Raw genomic sequence first — 19295 nt, 5'->3', positions numbered from 1 at the left:
GTAGAGCGTGCCCTATGCCGCCGTCCGACGGCGACTGTCGTACGGTGACCGCTCGCAATGGGGGAACGAAAGGGTGGGAATGGGAATTTACGGGGGCGAGTCGGTGCGTACACTGCCGGACATCTTGCGGGAGCACGCAACACGGATCGGTGAGAAGACCGCATACCGGGACGACCGACGTGCCGTCACCTACCGGGAGTTGGAGCAGCGCACCGGCCGGGTGGCGGGGCACCTGGTCCGGCTCGGGGTACGGCGTGGGGACCGGGTCGCGATCCATCTGGGCAACCGGGTGGAGCTGGTGGAGACCTGGCTCGGGGTGCTGCGCGCCGGGGCGATCGGCGTGCTCCTCAACCCCGGTGCGTCGGAAGAGGAGTTGGCGTACTTCCTCGACGACAGCGGCGCCATGGCGATGGTGAGCGAACAACCGCCCGCCCAACTCGCCTCCGTGCAACGGGTGATCGTCGTCGGGCAGGACGACCCGACCGATGGCACGATCGCCTTCGAGAATCTTGCCGGTACGGATTCGGGTACGGCACCCCGTGACGACCTCGGCCTCGACGAACCGGCCTGGATCCACTACACCTCGGGCACCACCGGGCAGAGCAAGGGCGTTGTCTCCACGCAGCGTTCGGGACTGTGGTCGGTGACGGCGGCCTACGTGCCGGCCTTCGGCCTGGAGCAACAGGACCGGCTGCTCTGGCCGTTGCCGATGTTCCACGCCCTCGGCCACTCCGTGTGCCTGTTGGGCGTCCTCTCGGTCGGTGCCACCGCGCGCGTCCTCGCGCCGGGCGCGAACCTCGCCGAGGCGCTCGCCGCCGAGCAGTTCACGATCCTGGGCGGGGTGCCCGCGACCTACCGCCTCCTGCTGGAGTCGCTACGGGCGACCGCGCGTCCGGTGCCGCCCTCGCTGCGGGTGTGTGTCAGCGGAGGCGCGCCCTGTTCGCCTGAGTTGCGAGCCGAGGTCGAACTGACGCTGGCCGCACCCCTGTTGGACGGTTACGGCTCCACGGAGACCTGCGGGAAGATCGCGATCGAGCGGCTCGACGGCCCCCGCGACGACCCCTCGCGTGGTTTCCCGCTGCTGGTGCTGGACGTCCGGATCACCGATCCGTCCACCGGTGCCGAGGCGGGCGAAGGGGATGAGGGCGAGATCTGGGTGCGCGGTCCCGGGCTGATGACCGGCTACCACAACCGCCCGGACACGACCGCCGAGGCGTTCACCGACGGCTGGTACCGCACCGGGGACCTCGGCCGGCGCGACGCGAAGGGTCAGCTCCATGTCACCGGCCGCGTCAAGGAGTTGATCATCCGGGGCGGTGTGAACATCAACCCCGCCGAAGTGGAGCGGGTGTTGCTGACCCGCCCCGACATCGCCGACGCCGCCGTGGTCGGCAGGCGGCACGACGTGCTGGGCGAGGTGCCGGTGGCGTTCGTCGTGCCCGGCCCGGACGGGGTCGACACGGCGCTGGCCCTCGCCGCCTGCCGGGAGCGGCTCTCCGGGTTCAAGGTGCCGGACGAGATCTATCCGACCGCGTCCCTCCCCCGTACCGCGTCCGGCAAGATCGCCCGGGCCGTGCTCACCGAGCAGCTACCGGAGCGCCTCGCGGCGGAACGTACGACCGCCTCGGCCGCGCTGCGCGAGCGGCTCGCGTCCGCGTCCGCGTCCGACGCCGTACTCGACCTGGTTCTCGAAGTGACGGCACGGACTCTCGACGTACCCGTGCGCAAACTGGACTCTGAACTGCCGTTCAACGAACAGGGATTGACCTCGCTCGGTGCTGTCCTGCTGCGCGACCGGCTCGGCACGGCGACCGGTCTGGCCCTGCCCGCGACGCTGGTGTTCGACCACCCCACGCCGGCCGCCGTGGCGACCTTGGTGCGCGACGCGCTGCACGGCGACAGCCCCGCGCGTACAACCGGAGACAGCTACAACACCGATCCCGGGGAACCGATCGCCATCGTGGCCATGGCCTGCCGCTACCCGGGCGGAGTGGAATCCCCGGAGGATCTGTGGCAGTTGGTCGCCGACGGCACCGACGCGACCTCCGACTTCCCCGCCGACCGCGGCTGGAACGTGGCCGACCTGTACGACCCGGACCCCGACCACCTCGGCAAGTCGGTCACCCGCCGGGGCGGATTCCTGGACCGCGCGGCCGACTTCGACGCTGCCTTCTTCAACATGTCGCCCCGCGAGGCCCTCGCCACCGACCCCCAGCAGCGACTGCTTTTGGAGACCGGCTGGGAGTTGCTGGAGCGGGCGGGCATGGACCCCGCCGGTCTGCGCGACAGCGACACCGGCGTCTTCGTCGGCGTCATGCACGCCACCTACGCGAGCCGTCTACTGCACCGCGGCGGGCACGAGTTGGAGGCCCATCTCGCCCTCGGTTCGGCGGGCAGCGTGGCCTCCGGCCGCATCGCCTACACGCTGGGGCTGCGCGGGCCCGCCGTGACGGTGGACACCGCGTGCTCGTCGTCGCTGGTCGCGATGCACTCGGCGGTACGGTCCCTGCGCGACGGGGAGTGCTCGCTCGCCGTCGTTGGCGGGGTCACGATGATGGCCTCGCCCGGCCCGTTCATCGCGTTCAGCAGACTGCGCGGGCTGGCTCCGGACGGCCGCTGCAAGCCCTTCTCTGCGGCGGCCGACGGCACCGCCTGGGGCGAGGGCGTCGGCCTGGTCCTGCTGGAACGGCTCTCCGACGCACGCCGCAACGGCCACCCCGTACTCGCCGTGCTACGCGGCTCGGCCGTCAACTCCGACGGCGCGTCCAACGGGCTCACCGCCCCCAACGGCCCTGCCCAGCAACGGGTGATCCGCTCGGCGCTGGCCGACGCGGGACTGACCCCGGCCGACATCGACACCGTGGAGGCCCACGGCACGGGCACCGCACTCGGCGACCCGATCGAGGCACACGCACTCCTCGCGACCTACGGCCAGGACCACACCGCCCAACGCCCGCTGTGGCTGGGCTCGTTGAAGTCCAACCTCGGTCACACCCAGGCCGCGGCCGGTGTCGGCGGCGTCATCAAGACCGTCCTGGCCATGCACCACGACCGACTCCCCCGCACACTCCACGCCGACGAACCGTCGCCCCACGTGGACTGGTCGTCGGGCACCGTACGGCTGCTCTCCCAGGACGAGGAGTGGCTCCCCGAGCCCGGTCGCCCGCGACGCGCGGCGGTGTCGGCGTTCGGCATCGGCGGGACCAACGCGCACGTGATCCTGGAGGAGCCCGAGGCGGCCGTAGTCGACGAACCGCCCCTTCGCCGCCCCGTAACACCCCCACTGCTGCTCTCGGCCGCGAGCCCGGCAGCCCTGCGCGAACAGGCCGCACGCACCGCCCACTTCCTGCGCGCCCACCCCGAACTCCCTTTGCCGGACCTGGCGTTCACGCTCGCCACCACCCGAGCCACACTCCCCCACCGAGCCACCGTCGCCACCGACGACCGCACGGCGACACTGACCGCCCTCGACACCCTGACGACGTCCGCCCTGCCACACACCACCAACTCGACCGCCCGCCTGGCCCTGCTCTTCACCGGTCAGGGAGCCCAACGGACGGGCATGGGACGGGAGTTGTATGCAACCTTCCCGGTGTTCGCGACCACCTTCGACGCCTTGTGCGCGCGCTTCGACGCCCACCTGGAACGTCCGCTGCGCTCGATCCTCTGGGACGCGGACGCTAGCGCGCTGCTGAACCGTACGGACTTCGCCCAGGCCGCCCTCTTCACCTTCGAGGTGTCCGTCTTCCGGCTGCTCGAATCCTCGGGCGTGCGACCGGAGTTCCTGGCCGGACACTCGGTCGGTGAGCTGGCGGCCGCCCACTGCTCGGGCGTGCTGTCCGAGGCGGACGCCGTCGAACTGGTCGCTGCGCGCGGGAGGTTGATGCGGGAGCTGCCGAAGGGCGGTGCCATGGTGGCGCTCGACGCCACCGAGGCGGAGGTGACGTCCGAGCTGGCCGACGGGGTCGCGATCGCGGCCGTGAACGGCCCCCGCGCGGTCGTCGTCTCCGGCGCGGAGGAACCGGTCCTCGCGCTCGCGGAGCGGTTCGCCGTACGCGGCCGTCGTACCGTCCGGCTACGGGTCAGCCACGCCTTCCACTCCCCTCTCATGGAGCCGATGCTGGCCGAATTCGGGCGCGTCGCAGTCGAGTTGACGTACCACTCCCCCACCATCCCGGTGGTGTCGGGTCTGACCGGGCTGCCGGCCACCGGGGACGAGCTGCGGTCGGCCGAATACTGGGTACGGCATGCCCGTGAGGCCGTGCGGTTCGGTGACGCCGTGCACTGGCTGGCGCACGACGGACGGGTGACCGCGTTCGCCGAGATCGGCCCGGACGCCCAGCTCACGGCCCAGGCCGCCGCGAGCCTGGCCGGGACCGGCAAGGAACTCCTCTTCACCCCGGCGGCCCGCCGGGACGCCGCCGAGCCACGGACGCTGTTCGACGCGCTCGGCCAACTCCACGTCCACGGCGTGCGGTTGGACTGGCACCGGGTGTACGCGGACAGCGGCGCCCGACGGGTCGACGGCCTGCCGACCTATCCCTTCCAGCGGCAGCGCTACTGGCTGCCCGACACCGGCGCCGACGCGAGCGCCGGTTCCGGGCACCCGCTACTCACGCAGACGGTCACGCTGCCGGGGACCGAACGCCTGCTGTGCACGGGCCGGTTGTCCGGCGCGGCCCAGCCGTGGCTGCGCGATCACGTCGTGGGCGGGCACACCCTCGTGCCCGGCGCCGCGTTCGCCGACCTCGTGCTGCACGCGGGCGACCTGTGCGGTCTCGCCGTACTGGAGGAACTCGCCCTGCTCAACCCGCTGTTCCTGCCCGAGGACGACGAAGCGGGCGTCCAACTCCAGGTGGTCCTGGGCGAGCCGGACGACTCCGGGCGCCGCAGCGCGGACGTGTACGCGCGGCCCGAGGAGTCCGGCGCGCTCGGTCCCTGGACGCAGCACGCGACCGGGCGACTCGGCCCGGCTGTTCCCGGCGTCCTGGACGGCGCGGTCTCCCTCGCGGCATGGCCACCGGCGGGTGCTACGCGGGTGGATCTCTCCGGCGCCTACGAGCGAGTGGCCGAGTCCGGGCTGGCGTACGGTCCGGCGTTCCAAGGCGTCACGGCGCTGTGGCGACGGGACGAGGAACTGTTCGCCGAGGTGGGCCCGTTGCCGGTCGCTGACGTCCGGCGCCACATGCTCCACCCGACCCTGCTGGACGCCGCCCTGCACCCGGGGCTACTCACCGAACCGCCGACCGGCGCGCCCCGACTGCCGTTCGCCTGGCGGGGGTTGACCCTGCACGCCACGGGTGCGACGGCCCTGCGCGTCCGTATGACGACGACCGGCCCGGACTCGATCACCCTCGACCTCGCCACCCCGTCGGGCGCGCCCGTGGCCCGGCTGGAGTCGATGACGACCCGACCGGCGCCGGAGACGGGTCCCACCCCGGCCGGAGAGCTGTACCGGCTGCGCTGGACGGGCGTTCCGACCACCGGCGAGGTACCCGCCGTAGCGATGTCGGAGACGGACGACCTGAGCCTGGCCGCGTTCCTGGCATCCGCCGACGACGAGTCGTCATGGTCCGAGGAAACACTGGAGTTGGTCGTGGCGTCCTTGTCCGCGCCCGGCGACGCGAACACCGACCCGGTTGCCGCAGCGCACGAACTGACCGTACGGGCGCTGGAGTTGCTGCAAACACATCTCACCGGTTCCGGGCGACTGGCCGTGGTCACGCGCGGTGCCGCCGGGGCCTCCCCCGACCTGCCCGCCGCGACGGTCTGGGGCCTGCTGCGGACCGCCCAGTCCGAGTACCCCGGTCGCCTCACCCTCGTGGACGTCGACGGCCGCCCCGAGTCACTACGACAGGTGCCCGCCGCCCTCGCCACCGGGGAGCCCCAAATCGCCGTCCGTGAGGGCATGTTGAGCGTCCCGCGCCTGGCGACCGCGTCCGGTTCGACGACCGACGGCTCCCTCGGCGGGGGCACTGTTCTCATCACCGGTGGCACCGGGTCCCTGGGTGCGATGCTCGCCCGGCACCTGGTCGACCGGCATGGAGTTCGGCGGCTCGTACTCCTCAGTCGGCGCGGCGAACAGGCCCCGGGCGCGCCGGAGTTGCGGGACGAACTCCAGCAGGCGGGCGCGCAGGTGGACTTGGTGGCCTGCGACATCGCTGAGCGCGACCAACTCGCCGCCGTGGTCGAGACGTTCGGGCCCGACCTGACCGCCGTAGTACACGCGGCCGGGGTCCTGGACGACGGCGTGCTGGCCTCGATGACTCCTGAGCGGCTGGCGGTCGTGATGCGGCCGAAGGCCGAGGCGGCTTGGCGGTTGCACGAGTTGACGAAGGAACTGCCCCTGGCGCAGTTCGTGTTGTTCTCGTCGGCCGCCGGGCTGTTGGGCAATCCCGGTCAGGCCAACTACGCGGCGGCGAACTCCTTCCTGGACGCGCTCGCCCGCCATCGCGCTGAACTCGGCCTGCCCGCACTGTCGTTGACCTGGGGTGCGTGGGCGGACGAGGAAGGCATGGCGGCTCGCAGCGGCCGGGTTCACGGCGGGCCGGTGCGCGCGGTCTCCCCCGAGCAGGCGTTCGCGCTCTTCGACGCCGCGCTCGGCAGCGGTGAACCGGTCCTCGCGCCACTGCCGTTGGACCGCTCGCCCAAGGCCATCCCGGCCGGGACCGTCGTCCCGCCGCCGCTGCGCGGGCTGTTGCGCGCGGACCGGCCGTCGGCCTCTTCCACCGTCCCGGCGGACGGTGCCGCCGGGTCCTGGCGGGACCGGCTCGTGGCACTGCCCGTGCCCGAGCGGCTGCCCGCGCTGCGGGCGCTGATCCGTACCGAGGTCGCCGGTGTGCTCGGGCACACGGACGCCGACGCGGTCGACCGGGACTTCTCGGAACTGGGCCTCGACTCCTTGATGCGGGTCATGCTCTGCAACCGGTTGAGCCTGCTGACCGGAACGCCTCTCGCGGTCACCGTGGCCTACGACTGGCCGGACACGGAGCAGCTCGCCGAGCATCTGTACGGCGAGCTGCGCGGCGGCCTGTCCGACGGGGTCTCCGCCGCGACCGTTCCGTCGCCGGTAGGGCCAGGTCAGCGTGGTCGCGGCGCCGGGCGGTCGCTGCCCGCCCTGTACAGGAAGGTCTGCGAGACCGGTGACGTCGTATCGGCCATGCATCTCCTGGTGACCGCGTCCATCGGTGCGCCTGCCTTCGGGCCCGAGGAGGCTGTCCGGCACGCGCTGCCGCCGTTGCGGCTGGCCGCCGGTACCCGGGGTCCCGCCCTCGTCTGTGTTCCCGGCTTCGCCAGCAACCTGGGCCGCCCCTGGTACGCGGGGCTCGCCCCTTGTTTCGAGGGTGAGCGGGACGTCTTCGAGGTGCGGCACCCCGGCATCGACGACGGAGACGCGGTGGCCCGGGACCTGGAGTCGCTGACCGAGGCGCAGGCCACGGCCGTACGGCATCAACTCGGCGACCGGCGTTACGTGTTGGTCGGTCATTCCATGGGCGGTACGGCCGCCCACGCGCTCGCCACCCGGCTGGCGGACCTCGGTGCTCCCCCGGCGGGGCTCGTGCTGATCGACTCGTACCACGTCACCCCGGACCGGGAGGCCGAGCCGTGGCTGTTGTCCCTGCCCGCGCGGATTCCGCTGCTGGTCGGCGAGAGCTTCGACACGATGGTGGACGATCTGACGCTGTTGTCGCTGGGCGCGTACACCCGGATGTTCCGGGGTTGGCAGCCGGAGCACACGGAGGTGCCGACCCTGCTGGTGCGCGCCTCCGAGCCGCTGGCGGACATGCCTCGGGAGTGGCGTTCGTCCTGGCCGGGTGTGCGGGACACGGCGGACACCGCCGGCACGCATCTCAGCGTGCTGGAGGAGGACGCCGCGACGACGGCCAAGGTCGTCCGTGACTGGATCGAGGCGCTGGCGTAGTCCGGCACGAAACCCAATATCTACGTCGGCGACATGAGAAATGAAATTAACGTCCGCACATGGCCGATCGCGCCGTGCTACTATTGATCTCAGTTGCAGTTGTGGTTGCCAAACCCTTCAGATGCCCACACCGCCCTCCGGGACGGTGGAGCATTTTTTTGTGTGTCCGGTTTCTTTCCGGCGGGGTGATCATCACGGCGACACGGAGTCCGCACACTGTGGGCTCCGCTGACCGCCCCGAAGGAGAACAAAATGGCCAGTGGCACCGTGAAGTGGTTCAACGCGGAAAAGGGTTTCGGCTTCATCGAGCAGGACGGTGGCGGCGCTGACGTCTTCGCCCACTACTCGAACATCGCCGCCCAGGGCTTCCGCGAGCTGCAGGAGGGTCAGAAGGTGACCTTCGACATCGCGCAGGGCCAGAAGGGCCCGACGGCCGAGAACATCGTTCCTGCGTAACGACGACGTTTACTTCGCAGCTGGGGCCCGCACCTTGGGGTGCGGGCCCCAGCTCGCTGCATTTTCCATGCTTTCGGCGCTATTCCGCCGAAGCCACCGGCTCGTTCTTGCGATTCTCTGCGCCGTTCATTCACCGCGGGAATTCCTTGATACGTGCCATATCAAGGAAGGTTCCACATTTTGAACCGCGCACGTACGAATGACCGCTTCTCGCGAAAGCGTAATGGAAATCCGGAATCCGCAAAGAGCGGCGGCTACCGCTCGGCGGCCCCGTCCGGCAACCGCTCCAGCGCGCCGCGTCGCTCCAAGGGCGGCGGTGGCCGACCGGTCGCCCTGCAGGGCGAGTTCGCGCTGCCGAAGACGGTGACCCCCGGCCTTCCCGCCGTGGAGTCCTTCGCCGAACTCGACATGCCCGCCAAGCTGTTGGCCGCGCTCGGCCACGAGGGCGTCACCGTCCCGTTCCCGATCCAGGCGACGACGCTCCCCAACTCCCTCGCCGGCCGCGACGTGCTCGGCCGCGGCCGCACCGGCTCCGGCAAGACCCTCGCCTTCGGCCTCGCGATGCTGGCCCGTACGGCGGGCCGCCGCGCGGAGCCGCGTCAGCCGCTCGCGCTGGTCCTCGTCCCGACCCGCGAGCTGGCCCAGCAGGTCACCGACGCGCTCACCCCGTACGCCCGCGCCGTCAGCGTGCGGATGACGACCGTCGTCGGCGGTATGTCGATCGGCCGCCAGGCCGGGGCGCTCCGCGGTGGCGCGGAGGTAGTCGTCGCCACGCCGGGACGCCTCAAGGACCTCATCGAGCGCGGCGACTGCCGGCTCGACAGCGTGACCATCACCGTCCTCGACGAGGCCGACCAGATGGCCGACATGGGCTTCATGCCGCAGGTCACCGCGCTGCTCGACCAGGTGCAGACGGGCGGCCAGCGGATGCTCTTCTCGGCCACCCTGGACCGCAACGTGGACCTTCTGGTCCGCCGTTACCTGACCGACCCCGTCGTCCACTCCGTCGACCCCTCCGCGGGCGCGGTCACGACGATGGAGCACCACGTCCTGCACGTGCACGGCACGGACAAGCAGCGTGCGACCACCGAGATCGCGGCGCGCGAGGGCCGGGTCATCATGTTCCTGGACACCAAGCACGCGGTGGACCGGCTGGTGAAGCACCTGCTGAACAGCGGCGTCCGCGCGGCCGGTCTGCACGGCGGCAAGTCCCAGCCGCAGCGCACCCGCACGCTCGCCCAGTTCAAGGACGGGCATGTGACGGCGCTGGTGGCGACCAACGTCGCGGCGCGCGGCATCCACGTGGACAACCTCGACCTGGTCGTCAACGTCGACCCGCCCACCGACCCCAAGGACTATCTGCACCGCGGCGGCCGTACGGCCCGTGCGGGCGAGTCCGGCAGTGTCGTGACCCTGGTCACCCCCGACCAGCGCCGTGACTTCACCCGCCTGATGACCATGGCCGGCGTCACCGCCGAGGTCACCTCGGTGCGGTCGGGCGAGGAGGAGCTGACCCGGATCACGGGCGCCCAGGCCCCGTCCGGCGTCCCGGTCGTCATCCAGGCCCCGGTCGTGGAGCGCGAGCGCACCCGCCGTAGCCCGTCCTCCTCGTCGTCGCGGGGCCGTCGTGGCCGTCCGGCCGGGGCAGGCGAGGGCCGGTCCGCCGGTGGTGCGGCTCGGCGTGGCGGCAGTGGTGGCAGCGCCGGCGGCAGCAGCAGCCGGGGGCAGCGACGGTCGTCCTTCGGTCCTGCGGCCTGAGGACCAACTCGGCGCCTTCGGGCGCCCGTTCGGCCCCCGATCCTCCTTCTCTCTGTGAGGCAACATGCGCTGTGTCATCGCCCGGTATCCCTTCGACCTCACCAAGATGGGTGTCCTGGAGACGATGAAGGGCATCAAGCCCGAGCTGGTCACGGGTGAGTCCGTGACCATCGGGCGGCGCCGCTACCCCGTCAAGCAGGTGGGGCAGGTCATCACCCGGCAGGACCCCCGTGACTTCAACAGCGGCGAGGTCATCCGGGCCATGACCCGGCTCGGCTTCACCTGCCACGGACTGCCCGAGGCCGTGCCCGTGCACGTCCTCACTCCGCTGGAGAACGCGTCGGCACTGCTGGGCAGCGGCGCGACCCAGGACGTGTCGGAGACCGTGTAGAAGCGACATCAGTACAGCTGTGAGGGCCCTGCCGACGCGCGTCGGCAGGGCCCTTTCGGCGTTCCGGGCCTTCTACGGGCCGGGCGGTACCCCTGCTGAACGGGCAGATGAACAGCGGGTTAGCATATGAGCGCCGCCTAGCTCGAAAGAGAAATCTGTGCCTGTCAACGAGGACTCGTTCACCAACTGGAAGACCCGCGAGGAGATCGCGGAGTCGATGATCCCGATGATCGGGAAGCTGCACCGCGAGCGGGACGTCACGGTCCTGCTGCACAGCCGCTCCCTGGTCAACAAGTCGGTGGTCAGCATCCTCAAGACCCACCGGTTCGCCCGTCAGATCGCCGGCGAGGAACTCTCCGTCGTCGAGACCCTCCCCTACCTGCGGACGCTCACGGCGCTCGACCTGGGCCCCTCGCAGATCGACATCGGCATGCTCGCCGCGACCCACCGCAGCGACGAACGCGGGCTCTCCGTCGAGGAGTTCACCGCCGAGGCCGTCGCCGGTGCCACCGGCGCCGACAAGATCGAGCGCCGCGAGGGCCGCGACGTCGTCCTCTACGGCTTCGGCCGCATCGGCCGCCTGGTCGCCCGCCTGCTCATCGAGAAGGCCGGCTCGGGCAACGGTCTCCGGCTGCGTGCCATCGTCGTACGACAGGGTGGCGACCAGGACATCGTGAAGCGGGCCTCGCTGCTGCGCCGCGACTCGATCCACGGCCAGTTCCAGGGCACGATCACCGTCGACGAGGCGAGCAACACGATCATCGCCAACGGCAACGAGATCAAGGTGATCTACGCGGGCGACCCGTCCGAGGTCGACTACACGGCGTACGGCATCAAGGACGCCATCCTCATCGACAACACGGGCAAGTGGCGTGACCGGGAAGGACTTTCGCAGCATCTGCGGCCCGGCATCGACAAGGTCGTGCTGACCGCGCCCGGCAAGGGCGACGTCCCGAACATCGTGCACGGCGTCAACCACGACACGATCAAGCCGGACGAGCAGATCCTGTCCTGCGCGTCCTGCACGACCAACGCGATCGTGCCGCCGCTGAAGGCGATGGCCGACGAGTACGGTGTGCTGCGCGGCCATGTGGAGACCGTCCACTCGTTCACCAACGACCAGAACCTGCTGGACAATTACCACAAGGCGGACCGGCGCGGCCGTTCGGCGCCGCTGAACATGGTGATCACCGAGACCGGTGCCGCCTCCGCCGTCGCCAAGGCGCTGCCCGACCTGAAGGCGCCGATCACCGGCAGCTCGATCCGGGTTCCGGTGCCGGACGTCTCGATCGCGATCCTCAGCCTGCGGCTGGGCCGGGAGACCACCCGCGCCGAGGTACTGGACTACCTCCGCGATGTCTCGCTGACGTCGCCGCTCAAACGGCAGATCGACTTCACCACCGCCCCCGACGCGGTGTCGAGCGACTTCATGGGCTCACGCCACGCCTCGATCATCGACGCGGGCGCCACCAAGGTCGACGGCGACAACGCGATCCTCTACCTCTGGTACGACAACGAGTTCGGATACTCCTGCCAGGTCGTCCGCGTCGTCCAGCACGTCTCCGGGGTGGAGTACCCCACGTATCCCGCCCCGGCTGTCTGAGGCCTTCCGCCCCGGCCCGCTGAACGTGTGACGGCCCGGCCACCCCCAAGTGGGGGGCGGCCGGGCCGTTGTTGTCACAGACCTGCACTTGGGTGTGCTGAGTCAGCGTGTACTGCGCTTGCCTCGGTACAGCACGACGAATCCGGCGACGAGCAGCAGCGCGCCGGCCACCGCGGGCCACAGATTCGCGCCGGTCTCCGCCAACCCGCCCTGCGCCTGCGGCTGGTTGGGGCCTACGGCGGCGTAGCTCTCGCCGCCCGAGGACGAAGCGGGCGGTGTCGTCACGGCACTGCCGACCTCGCCGCCGGAGCCGTTGCCCGAACTCCCCTGCGTCTGGCTCGACTTGGACCCTTCGGTCTTCGTGTCGGCCTTGGGGACCGAGACAGCCGTCGTCAGGTCACCGGGATCGGTGGTCTGGACGTCGGTGGGCTCGGGGGCGTTGCTCTCGGTGTCCGGGGCGCTCGTCGCGGGATCCGCGGTGGGCTGGTCACCGTTGCCGCCGTTGTCACCGTTTCCGGCATTGCCGCCGCTGCCGCCGTTGCCCTGGTTGCCGCCGTTCCCGGCGGGCTCGTCGGACGCGGTGGCCGTGGGCGCCGCCGTAGCGGTGGCGGTGGCCGTCGGGGACTCCTGCGGTTCACCGGAACCCCCACCGTTCCCGGAGCCGCCACCCGAACCGGAGCCGCCACCCGAACCGGAGCCGCCACCGGAGCCGGAGCCGTCACCCGAGCCCCCGGGGTCGTCGTTCGTCCCGGCGCCGCACTTGTCGCCGTTGTTGATGCAGTTGACCATGTCCTTCATCAGGCCCTCGTCGAAGACGTTGATGAAGTCGCCGTGGTCGGTGACGGGCTTGTGCTGCTGCTCGGGGAAGGAGTCCACCGCGAACAGCGGGGTCGTCTTGCCGCCGTCCTGGAGGCTCGGCGCGTCGACGTCGTAGACGATCCGCTGCACCAGTTGCGGGATGGCCTCGAAGCCGGCCGGGCAGGAGCCGTCGGCGGCCTCGAAGGCCACGTGGGTGCGGTGGTTGGCGCTGTCGATGTTGCGGCCGTCCCAGCAGCTCTGGAACTTGAAGGTGCGCACCACGTCACTGCCCGCGGGGCACAGCGGGTACTTGTCCTTGAGCTGCCGGTCCTCGAAACCGGTGCAGCTCCAGGAGGCGTTGGCGTTGGCCGGGCCGTTGACGAAGGCCTTGGCGTCGCCGGTGATGATGCGCAGGAGGCGCGGCATCGCGACGACCTTGCTCTTCGGGTTGCCCACGAACGTCAGCGTGGCCGCCTTCGCGGTCACGATCTGACCGGAGTTGCCCTCCGTGCCGCCGCCGGGCTTGTCGGCGTCCCGCTCCTGCTTACCGTTCTGGAGGCGCAACACGGGCCAGTAGTAAGTGGACTTGTCGCCCGGGTTCTCGCAACTCGTGTCGGCCTTCGCCAGGTCGTCGTCGCTCGCGAAGGCGTTGTTCGACTGGTTGCCGATGTAGTCGTGGAAGTGGTGGGCGCCGTTGGTGACCCCGGGCGCGACGATCACGTTGTCGGAGTTGAACAGGCCGTTCTCGTTCACGCCGCACGCGGTGACGAACGTGCCGCGGGAGGCGTCGGCCTGGTCCTGCGGGGTGCTCACGTTGGGCTGCACGGAGGTGATGTCCGCGTAGTCCGAGGCGACGGGCCCGTTCGCGGACTGCTGGTTCCCCTGCTGCCCCTGGCCGTCACCCTGCTGCTGGCCCTGGCCGGTCGGGTCGGCGCTGCCGCTCTGGTCGCCCCCGCTGCCGTTCTCGTCGCCGTTCGTGGGGGCGATCAGGGTGCAGCCGGCGAGCGCGTCGAGACCCTCCGGGCGGTCCCCGACGCGGTCGATGGCGTCATCGATCCGCCCGATGGTCGCGGCCCGTTTCTCCTTCAACGGATTCATGATCGCGTTGTCGGCGAAGGAGGCGTCCTGGCGTATGGACTCCGTCGAGTCCTTCAGTTTCTGGTAGGCCTCGGTTATCTGCTGGTCCAGAAGCGCGAGTTGGGCGTCGACCTCGGTCTTCGCCTCGTCGGGGACCGACGTCAACTGGGTGCCGATGTCCGGGCAGTCGATCGTCGCGCCACTCGATGCCGCATCAGGAGACCCTTGCTGGGACGAGTCACCGCCCCAACCGCCCTCGGACGCCGACGCGTAGACGTTCGCCGCCACCAGTCCTCCGCCGCCCAGCATCAGGGCGACTGCTGCCATCGTCGCGCGTCGTGCGCCCGTTGGGCGTCTGCGCGTGTTGCGTGCCAAGGAAGTTGCTCCTACACGTATCGGTCGGCCCGGATCGTCCCGGCATGGAAATCCCCCGTTCCAATACGGAGCCGGATGCCGGTGTGTTCAACCGTCCCAAAAATTCATAGCGACCTCATATGGATCACCCGACCCGGCGGGCCCACAACCCCTCAGCCGAACCCTCGACGCAGGTGGCTGAAGTATCTGAGCGAGGTAAAGGTCACAAAAACGTATCGGACATATCGCGCTTCAACCTTCACACGAGGCACACACGTTGGCTAAGTTGGCGCTCAGACCGTACGACCTACTCCGGCGATCAGCGCCGGGCCGCACGGTTTGCGCCGAGTCCGGTGGGTCGCTCGCGACAGCCGGAGCCGAGGACCCAACCGACTTGGGGTGAATCGGCCCAACTGCCCCTCCGGGCAAGGGTCGTAGGGCAATCCTTCCGTGATCGGCCGCCCGAACCCGACAGCTAACTCGGTAGGCGCGATACGGAAGGAGCACGTCTGCCATGCCGGCAGAACGAAGTACGCGCACCGGAGGCAGTGGCCCCACCGTGGACGACCGACCCAGCCGTGACGAAGTCCAGCGGCGGATCAACTCCCTTTACGACAGGGCCGAGACGGCCACCGGAAACTACAACGCCACACGCAAGATGTCCGGCGGCCAGCGCAAGCGCGCCGAGCCCCGTCCCAGCGCGTCGCGTCCTTCCGACCCCGCCCAGGACGCCGTCACTCGGCAGTTGTTCGACCGCGCTCGCGCCCAACTGGGCCCGACCGTACCGGCGAAGCTGCCGCCCGGCAGAACTCCCGCCCGCTCGGCGGCACCCCGGCCCGAGCGGTCCGAGCGGCGCCCCGAGCCCGAGGGCGGCGCCCGAGCGCTTGAGGCGCAGCCCAGCCGCGCCGTGGCCGAACTGACCGCGGGTACCGGCGCACCGGAGCCCGTCACCCCGCAACTCACCGCGCCCGTCGCGGAGTTGACGGCCGGACCGGTCGCCGCACTGCCGCCCGCCGCTCCGCAGGCACTCCAGATGCCGCAGATCGCCGCGGCGCAGACATTCCAGTCGCCGCAGATGCCGTACATGCAGCAGATGGCCCAGATGCCGCAGCCGACCGTCCTCGACCTGCCGCCCGTGCCCGCCATCGAGGTGCCGCCCATGCCCGTCGTGGAGGCACAGCAGTTCGCCGTCGCGACCGCACCGGCGCCGGCCTTCGACCCGCTCACCGCGGACCTGGAGCTGCTCCCGTACATCGCCGCTCCGCGCACCGAAGCCGCCCCGGCGAGCGCCCCTTGGGCGACCCCGGAGACGCCCTGGCCCGCCCCCGAGACGACCTGGTCCACCGGTCAGATCCCGATGGTGGCCGAGCAGCCTGCCTGGTCGACCGGGCAGGTCCCCATGGTGACCGAGCAGCAGACCTGGTCCACCGGGCAATTCCCCGTGGTGACCGAGCAACCCACGTGGTCCACCGGGCAGATGCCCATGGTCACCGAGCAGCCCGTCGCCCAGCCCGCCTGGTACCCCGCTCCGGAACCGGACTGGCGCCCGCCGCAGCAGGAGTGGCAGCCGACCGCCCCCGCCGCCGAGGTCTCCTTCGCCGCGGCCCCGGTCGTCGTCCCCGAGTTCACGCTGCCCACGGCTCCGCCGATGGCCCCGGAGATCCTTCTCCCGCCGGCCCCGGCCATGAGCCCGATGACCACCACGGCCGTCCCCGCCGTACCGGACGCGGGCACGCAGAGCAAGACCGCCACCGCGCTCGCCTTCGCCCGCGCACAGATCGGCAGGCCCTGCCTGTGGGGCGCGGCGGGACCGGACGCGTACGACTGCTCCAGCCTCACCCAGGCCGCCTGGAAGGCAGCGGGCGTCCTCCTCCCGCGCACCGCCCAGGAACAGTCGGGCGCCGGCGCCCTCGTCCCGCTGACGGACATCCGCCCCGGCGACCTGATCTTCTTCTACGACAGCATCGACCACGTCGGCCTCTACACCGGCAACGGCCTGATGATCCATGCGCCGAGCCCGGGTACGCCGATACGCGAGGAGTCGATCTTCTACGCCGGTGCCGCCGCCATCCGGGGCGCCGTACGGCCCGCCTGATCCGATCGGGGCCGGGCATTTCCCGGCCCCGACCGCACACCCCGCGACACTCCCGGCCAACCGCGTCATAGACCCGTACGAGTGGTGCATCCTGGGACACGGTCGTAGCGTCGACAGAGACACGACGACCGCGCCCCGGCAGGCGGGCCCACCGCTGGTGCGGGGCGACGAGGACGAAGAGGCGGCCGGGAGCGCACATGTACAGACACACCATGGTCGGAATCGTCACGCTGTGTGCCGCAGCCCTGCTCGGGCCGGCCGTCGGCACCTCGTCGGCGGCCCCGAGCACGGTCCCGGCGACCGCCCACCGACAGCTCCAGGACCCCGTGCTCGTCGACTGCCTGTGGCATCCCCAGGTGCGCCCCACCGACTTCATGCTCGCCTGCGGCGACGGCAACAGCCGCCTCACGTCGCTGCGTTGGACGTCCTGGAACGACAACTCCGCGACGGCCACGGGCGTCAACTGGGTGAACGACTGCAAACCCTATTGCGCGGTGGGCAAGTTCCACTCGTTCCCGGTCACCGTCCGGCTCGACACCACCCGGACCTGGAAGCGGCACCCGCAGGCGCGGCAGTACACCGAGATCACCCTGACGTACCCCGGCGCGAGGCCGGACAAGTTCCAGCACACGGTGACCTACCCCCTCTGGAACTGACTCAGAGCGCCAGCTCCACCACCAGCGGCCGGTGATCCGAGATCGCCGTCCTCGGTGCGTGCGCCGCCCCTACGGCGTCCGCGCCGAGCCCCGTCGCCAGGATGTGGTCGAGCTGGACGAGCGGCCGGTGCGACGGAAAGGTCGCCCGCCGCGCCGAACTCCGCCAGCCACGCGGCACGGTCGCGTTCAGGGTGAGCCGGGGAAGGGCGCCGAAGAGGTTGAAGTCGCCCATCAGCACCCGGGGTTGGGGCAGACCGGCGATCCAGCGGCGCACGGTGCGCAGCTGCCCGATGTTCCAGCCCGGCACGAACGAGAGATGGACGGCCACGACGGTGAACGGGCCGTGCGGTCCTTCCAGTACGGCAGCCAGGGCGGCTCGGGGCTGATCCCGCGCCAGCACCGGAACCGCCTGCCCGGCCACCCGCAACGGCATGCCGAAGGGTGCCGCCGGGAGCCGCAGGGCCCGCCACTCGTGGACCGGGAGCCGGGACAGCAACGCCAGTCCGTGCGAAGGGACTTCGGGCTGCTGAGCCCCGGGGCCGTAGACGCGCATCCCGGGCTCGGTCGGGTCCGGGACCCAGCCCTGGCCGGGCACGGAACGGCAGTGCAGCGCCGTCGCGTATCGCCAGTCGCGTGCGCCCATCGCGTCGGCGGCGACGGCCGCCTGATCGACACCGCCCGACCGTTCCTGGAGGCAGTCGATCTCCTGGAGCGCCACCACGTCGGCGTCCAGGGACGCGACGGCTTCGGCGAGGGGTGCCGAGGGGTCGCCGGGGGCAGCGGGGTTCGGGCGGCCGTCCGGCTGGATCCGCCGGCCGTGCAGCACGTTGAACGTCGCGCATCTCACCAGTAACTCACCCATGATCAGGCCGCATTGTACGGAGGTCGCCTGTGAGTGGGGCTCCCCCGGTTCCGCCGTCGCGAAAATGTACTTGCGTAACTCAATCAATCCGCTATAGTTGAGTAAGTCAAGCAAACTTACGCGGCCGTATCACCGAGGCGCAGCGTACGGAGCGGATGGAGACCGCCATGGACGACGCGCCCCGGACCCCGGCCGCTCCCGGTCCGCTCGCCTCCTTCGCCCGGTTCGTGGCGCTGGGCGGCGGTGTCGGGCTCCTCTCCAGCGGCGCCGTGGCCCTGCTGGCCGAGCGGCTGCCCTGGGCGCTGGCGAACGCGCTGATCACCATCGTCTCCACCCTCCTCTGCACGGAACTCCACGCCCGTTTCACCTTCGGCTCGGGTCGGCACGCGGGATGGCGCCGGCACGGGCAGTCGGCGGGCTCGGCCGCGGCGGCCTACGGGGTGACCTGCGCCGCGATGTTCGTCCTGCACCTGGTGCAGTCGTCACCGGGGATGCTGACCGAGCAGATCGTCTACCTCAGCGCTTCAGGGCTCGCCGGCCTCGCCCGGTTCCTGCTGCTGCGGCTGTACGTCTTCGCCACCGGTCGGGGCCGTGCGGCCGCGACCGGCTCGTGGCAACTCCAGCGCCTTCAGGGCATGTTGGAGGCTCCGGCCACCGTAGGCACTTTGCCGCAGCGGCAGTTCGCGCTCGCCTCCAGCTGACGTCCCCCGGTGATCAGTTACGCTGACCGTTTCCAATTAACAGGCGGCGGGGGCATGTTCACCAAGCGATGGATAGCGGGCGGACTGACAGCACTTCTGATCGGAACGCTCAGCGCATGCGGCAGCGGGAGCGAAAGCGGCAGCAGCGACAGTACGTCCGGCGTCGGGCAGGGCAGTTCGAGCACCCCGCAGAAGGCCCGGCCCACCCCCGACACCGTGACGGGGCTCCGTGACTCGGTCCGGCACCTCGCCAAGCAGACGGCGAAGGGCACGCGCCCGCACACCGTCACCAAGTGCGCGTCCGCCTCCAAGAAGGTCCGGCACACGTCCAGTTCGGGATCGGGTTCCAAGAAGAAGACCCGCACCTGGTACACGACGGAGCAGCACCGGGAGTGCTCGAAGGTGCGCAGCGGCACCGAGACGTACACCCGGATCGTCCGCGCGGAACGCTGGTGCGTGAGCCTCGACGACGTCGGCGGCGACACCGCGAAGGACGACGTCTGGTACCAGGTCACGCGCTCCGCCTACGACGAGGCGCGCATCGCGGACGAGCACGCGCGCGTGGAGTTCACTCCGACCGGTTCGGGCTGCTGAGAGCGCGGTCCGACGACCCGGCCCCGGAA

11 protein-coding genes and 1 riboswitch are annotated in these 19295 nt (G+C 70.8%); of the genes, 9 read left to right on the top strand and 2 right to left on the bottom strand.

The features are described 5' to 3' along the window. Nucleotides 1-79: 79 nt before the first annotated feature. The 5 genes from OG407_RS46570 (at nucleotide 80) to OG407_RS46550 (ending at nucleotide 12129) form a co-directional block, all read left to right on the top strand. Nucleotides 80-7921, top strand: a complete 7842-nt coding sequence (locus OG407_RS46570; RefSeq protein WP_405867129.1) for an SDR family NAD(P)-dependent oxidoreductase — start codon at nucleotides 80-82, stop codon at nucleotides 7919-7921. A 252-nt stretch (nucleotides 7922-8173) separates the two neighbouring features. Further along, the gene (locus tag OG407_RS46565; protein ID WP_019056860.1) at nucleotides 8174-8377 is read left to right on the top strand and encodes a cold-shock protein; all 204 of its coding nucleotides are present in this window, start codon (nucleotides 8174-8176) and stop codon (nucleotides 8375-8377) included. A gap of 180 nt (nucleotides 8378-8557) precedes the next feature. Further along, on the top strand, nucleotides 8558-10135 hold the full coding sequence (locus OG407_RS46560) for a DEAD/DEAH box helicase (RefSeq protein WP_405867127.1): 1578 nt from the start codon (nucleotides 8558-8560) through the stop codon (nucleotides 10133-10135). 64 nt (nucleotides 10136-10199) lie between these two features. Further along, the gene (locus tag OG407_RS46555; protein ID WP_403589185.1) at nucleotides 10200-10526 is read left to right on the top strand and encodes an SCO5918 family protein; all 327 of its coding nucleotides are present in this window, start codon (nucleotides 10200-10202) and stop codon (nucleotides 10524-10526) included. Nucleotides 10527-10683: 157 nt separating this feature from the next. After that, nucleotides 10684-12129 carry a glyceraldehyde-3-phosphate dehydrogenase gene (locus OG407_RS46550; RefSeq protein ID WP_405867125.1) on the top strand — a complete coding sequence of 482 codons (1446 nt, stop codon included), beginning with the start codon at nucleotides 10684-10686 and terminating at the stop codon, nucleotides 12127-12129. Between the two features lie 102 nt (nucleotides 12130-12231). Here the strand turns inward: OG407_RS46550 and OG407_RS46545 are convergent, their stop codons facing one another. Then, on the bottom strand, nucleotides 12232-14331 hold the full coding sequence (locus tag OG407_RS46545) for a DUF1996 domain-containing protein (protein WP_405867123.1): 2100 nt from the start codon (nucleotides 14329-14331) through the stop codon (nucleotides 12232-12234). Between the two features lie 359 nt (nucleotides 14332-14690). Beyond that, nucleotides 14691-14864, top strand: a riboswitch (cyclic di-AMP (ydaO/yuaA leader). A gap of 8 nt (nucleotides 14865-14872) precedes the next feature. Here OG407_RS46545 and OG407_RS46540 point away from each other — a divergent pair. Together OG407_RS46540 and OG407_RS46535 are read left to right on the top strand one after the other, a co-directional pair. Continuing rightward, the gene (locus OG407_RS46540) at nucleotides 14873-16453 is read left to right on the top strand and encodes an NlpC/P60 family protein (RefSeq protein WP_405867121.1); all 1581 of its coding nucleotides are present in this window, start codon (nucleotides 14873-14875) and stop codon (nucleotides 16451-16453) included. A gap of 197 nt (nucleotides 16454-16650) precedes the next feature. Continuing rightward, nucleotides 16651-17109: a hypothetical protein gene (locus OG407_RS46535; protein ID WP_403589189.1), complete on the top strand. Its 459-nt coding sequence runs from the start codon at nucleotides 16651-16653 to the stop codon at nucleotides 17107-17109. A 1-nt stretch (nucleotide 17110) separates the two neighbouring features. Here the strand turns inward: OG407_RS46535 and OG407_RS46530 are convergent, their stop codons facing one another. Further along, complete coding sequence (locus tag OG407_RS46530) at nucleotides 17111-17971, bottom strand: endonuclease/exonuclease/phosphatase family protein (RefSeq protein WP_405867119.1); 861 nt, start codon at nucleotides 17969-17971, stop codon at nucleotides 17111-17113. Between the two features lie 167 nt (nucleotides 17972-18138). On the opposite strand from OG407_RS46530, the gene OG407_RS46525 reads away from it, so the two are divergent. Both OG407_RS46525 and OG407_RS46520 read left to right on the top strand, forming a co-directional pair. Further along, nucleotides 18139-18672 (top strand): GtrA family protein, encoded by a 534-nt coding sequence (locus OG407_RS46525; RefSeq protein WP_405867117.1) that lies wholly within the window; start codon nucleotides 18139-18141, stop codon nucleotides 18670-18672. A gap of 54 nt (nucleotides 18673-18726) precedes the next feature. Continuing rightward, entirely contained in the window at nucleotides 18727-19266 is a 540-nt protein-coding gene (locus OG407_RS46520) for a hypothetical protein (RefSeq protein ID WP_405867115.1), read from the top strand. The last annotated feature ends 29 nt before the right edge of the window (nucleotides 19267-19295 follow it).

Origin of the sequence: Streptomyces sp. NBC_01515, assembly GCF_045040345.1 — a bacterium.
Classification (GTDB): domain Bacteria; phylum Actinomycetota; class Actinomycetes; order Streptomycetales; family Streptomycetaceae; genus Streptomyces.
Note: the sequence above shows the minus strand (reverse complement) of the source record. Positions and strands in the feature narration are given on the sequence as shown.

Coding starts and splice junctions, on each gene's coding strand:
- OG407_RS46570 (WP_405867129.1), top strand. CDS start 80: ATGGGAATTTACGGGGGCGAGTCGGTGCGTACACTGCCGGACATCTTG.
- OG407_RS46565 (WP_019056860.1), top strand. CDS start 8,174: ATGGCCAGTGGCACCGTGAAGTGGTTCAACGCGGAAAAGGGTTTCGGC.
- OG407_RS46555 (WP_403589185.1), top strand. CDS start 10,200: ATGCGCTGTGTCATCGCCCGGTATCCCTTCGACCTCACCAAGATGGGT.
- OG407_RS46545 (WP_405867123.1), bottom strand. CDS start 14,331: ATGGCAGCAGTCGCCCTGATGCTGGGCGGCGGAGGACTGGTGGCGGCG.
- OG407_RS46540 (WP_405867121.1), top strand. CDS start 14,873: ATGCCGGCAGAACGAAGTACGCGCACCGGAGGCAGTGGCCCCACCGTG.
- OG407_RS46535 (WP_403589189.1), top strand. CDS start 16,651: ATGTACAGACACACCATGGTCGGAATCGTCACGCTGTGTGCCGCAGCC.
- OG407_RS46530 (WP_405867119.1), bottom strand. CDS start 17,971: ATGGGTGAGTTACTGGTGAGATGCGCGACGTTCAACGTGCTGCACGGC.
- OG407_RS46525 (WP_405867117.1), top strand. CDS start 18,139: ATGGACGACGCGCCCCGGACCCCGGCCGCTCCCGGTCCGCTCGCCTCC.
- OG407_RS46520 (WP_405867115.1), top strand. CDS start 18,727: ATGTTCACCAAGCGATGGATAGCGGGCGGACTGACAGCACTTCTGATC.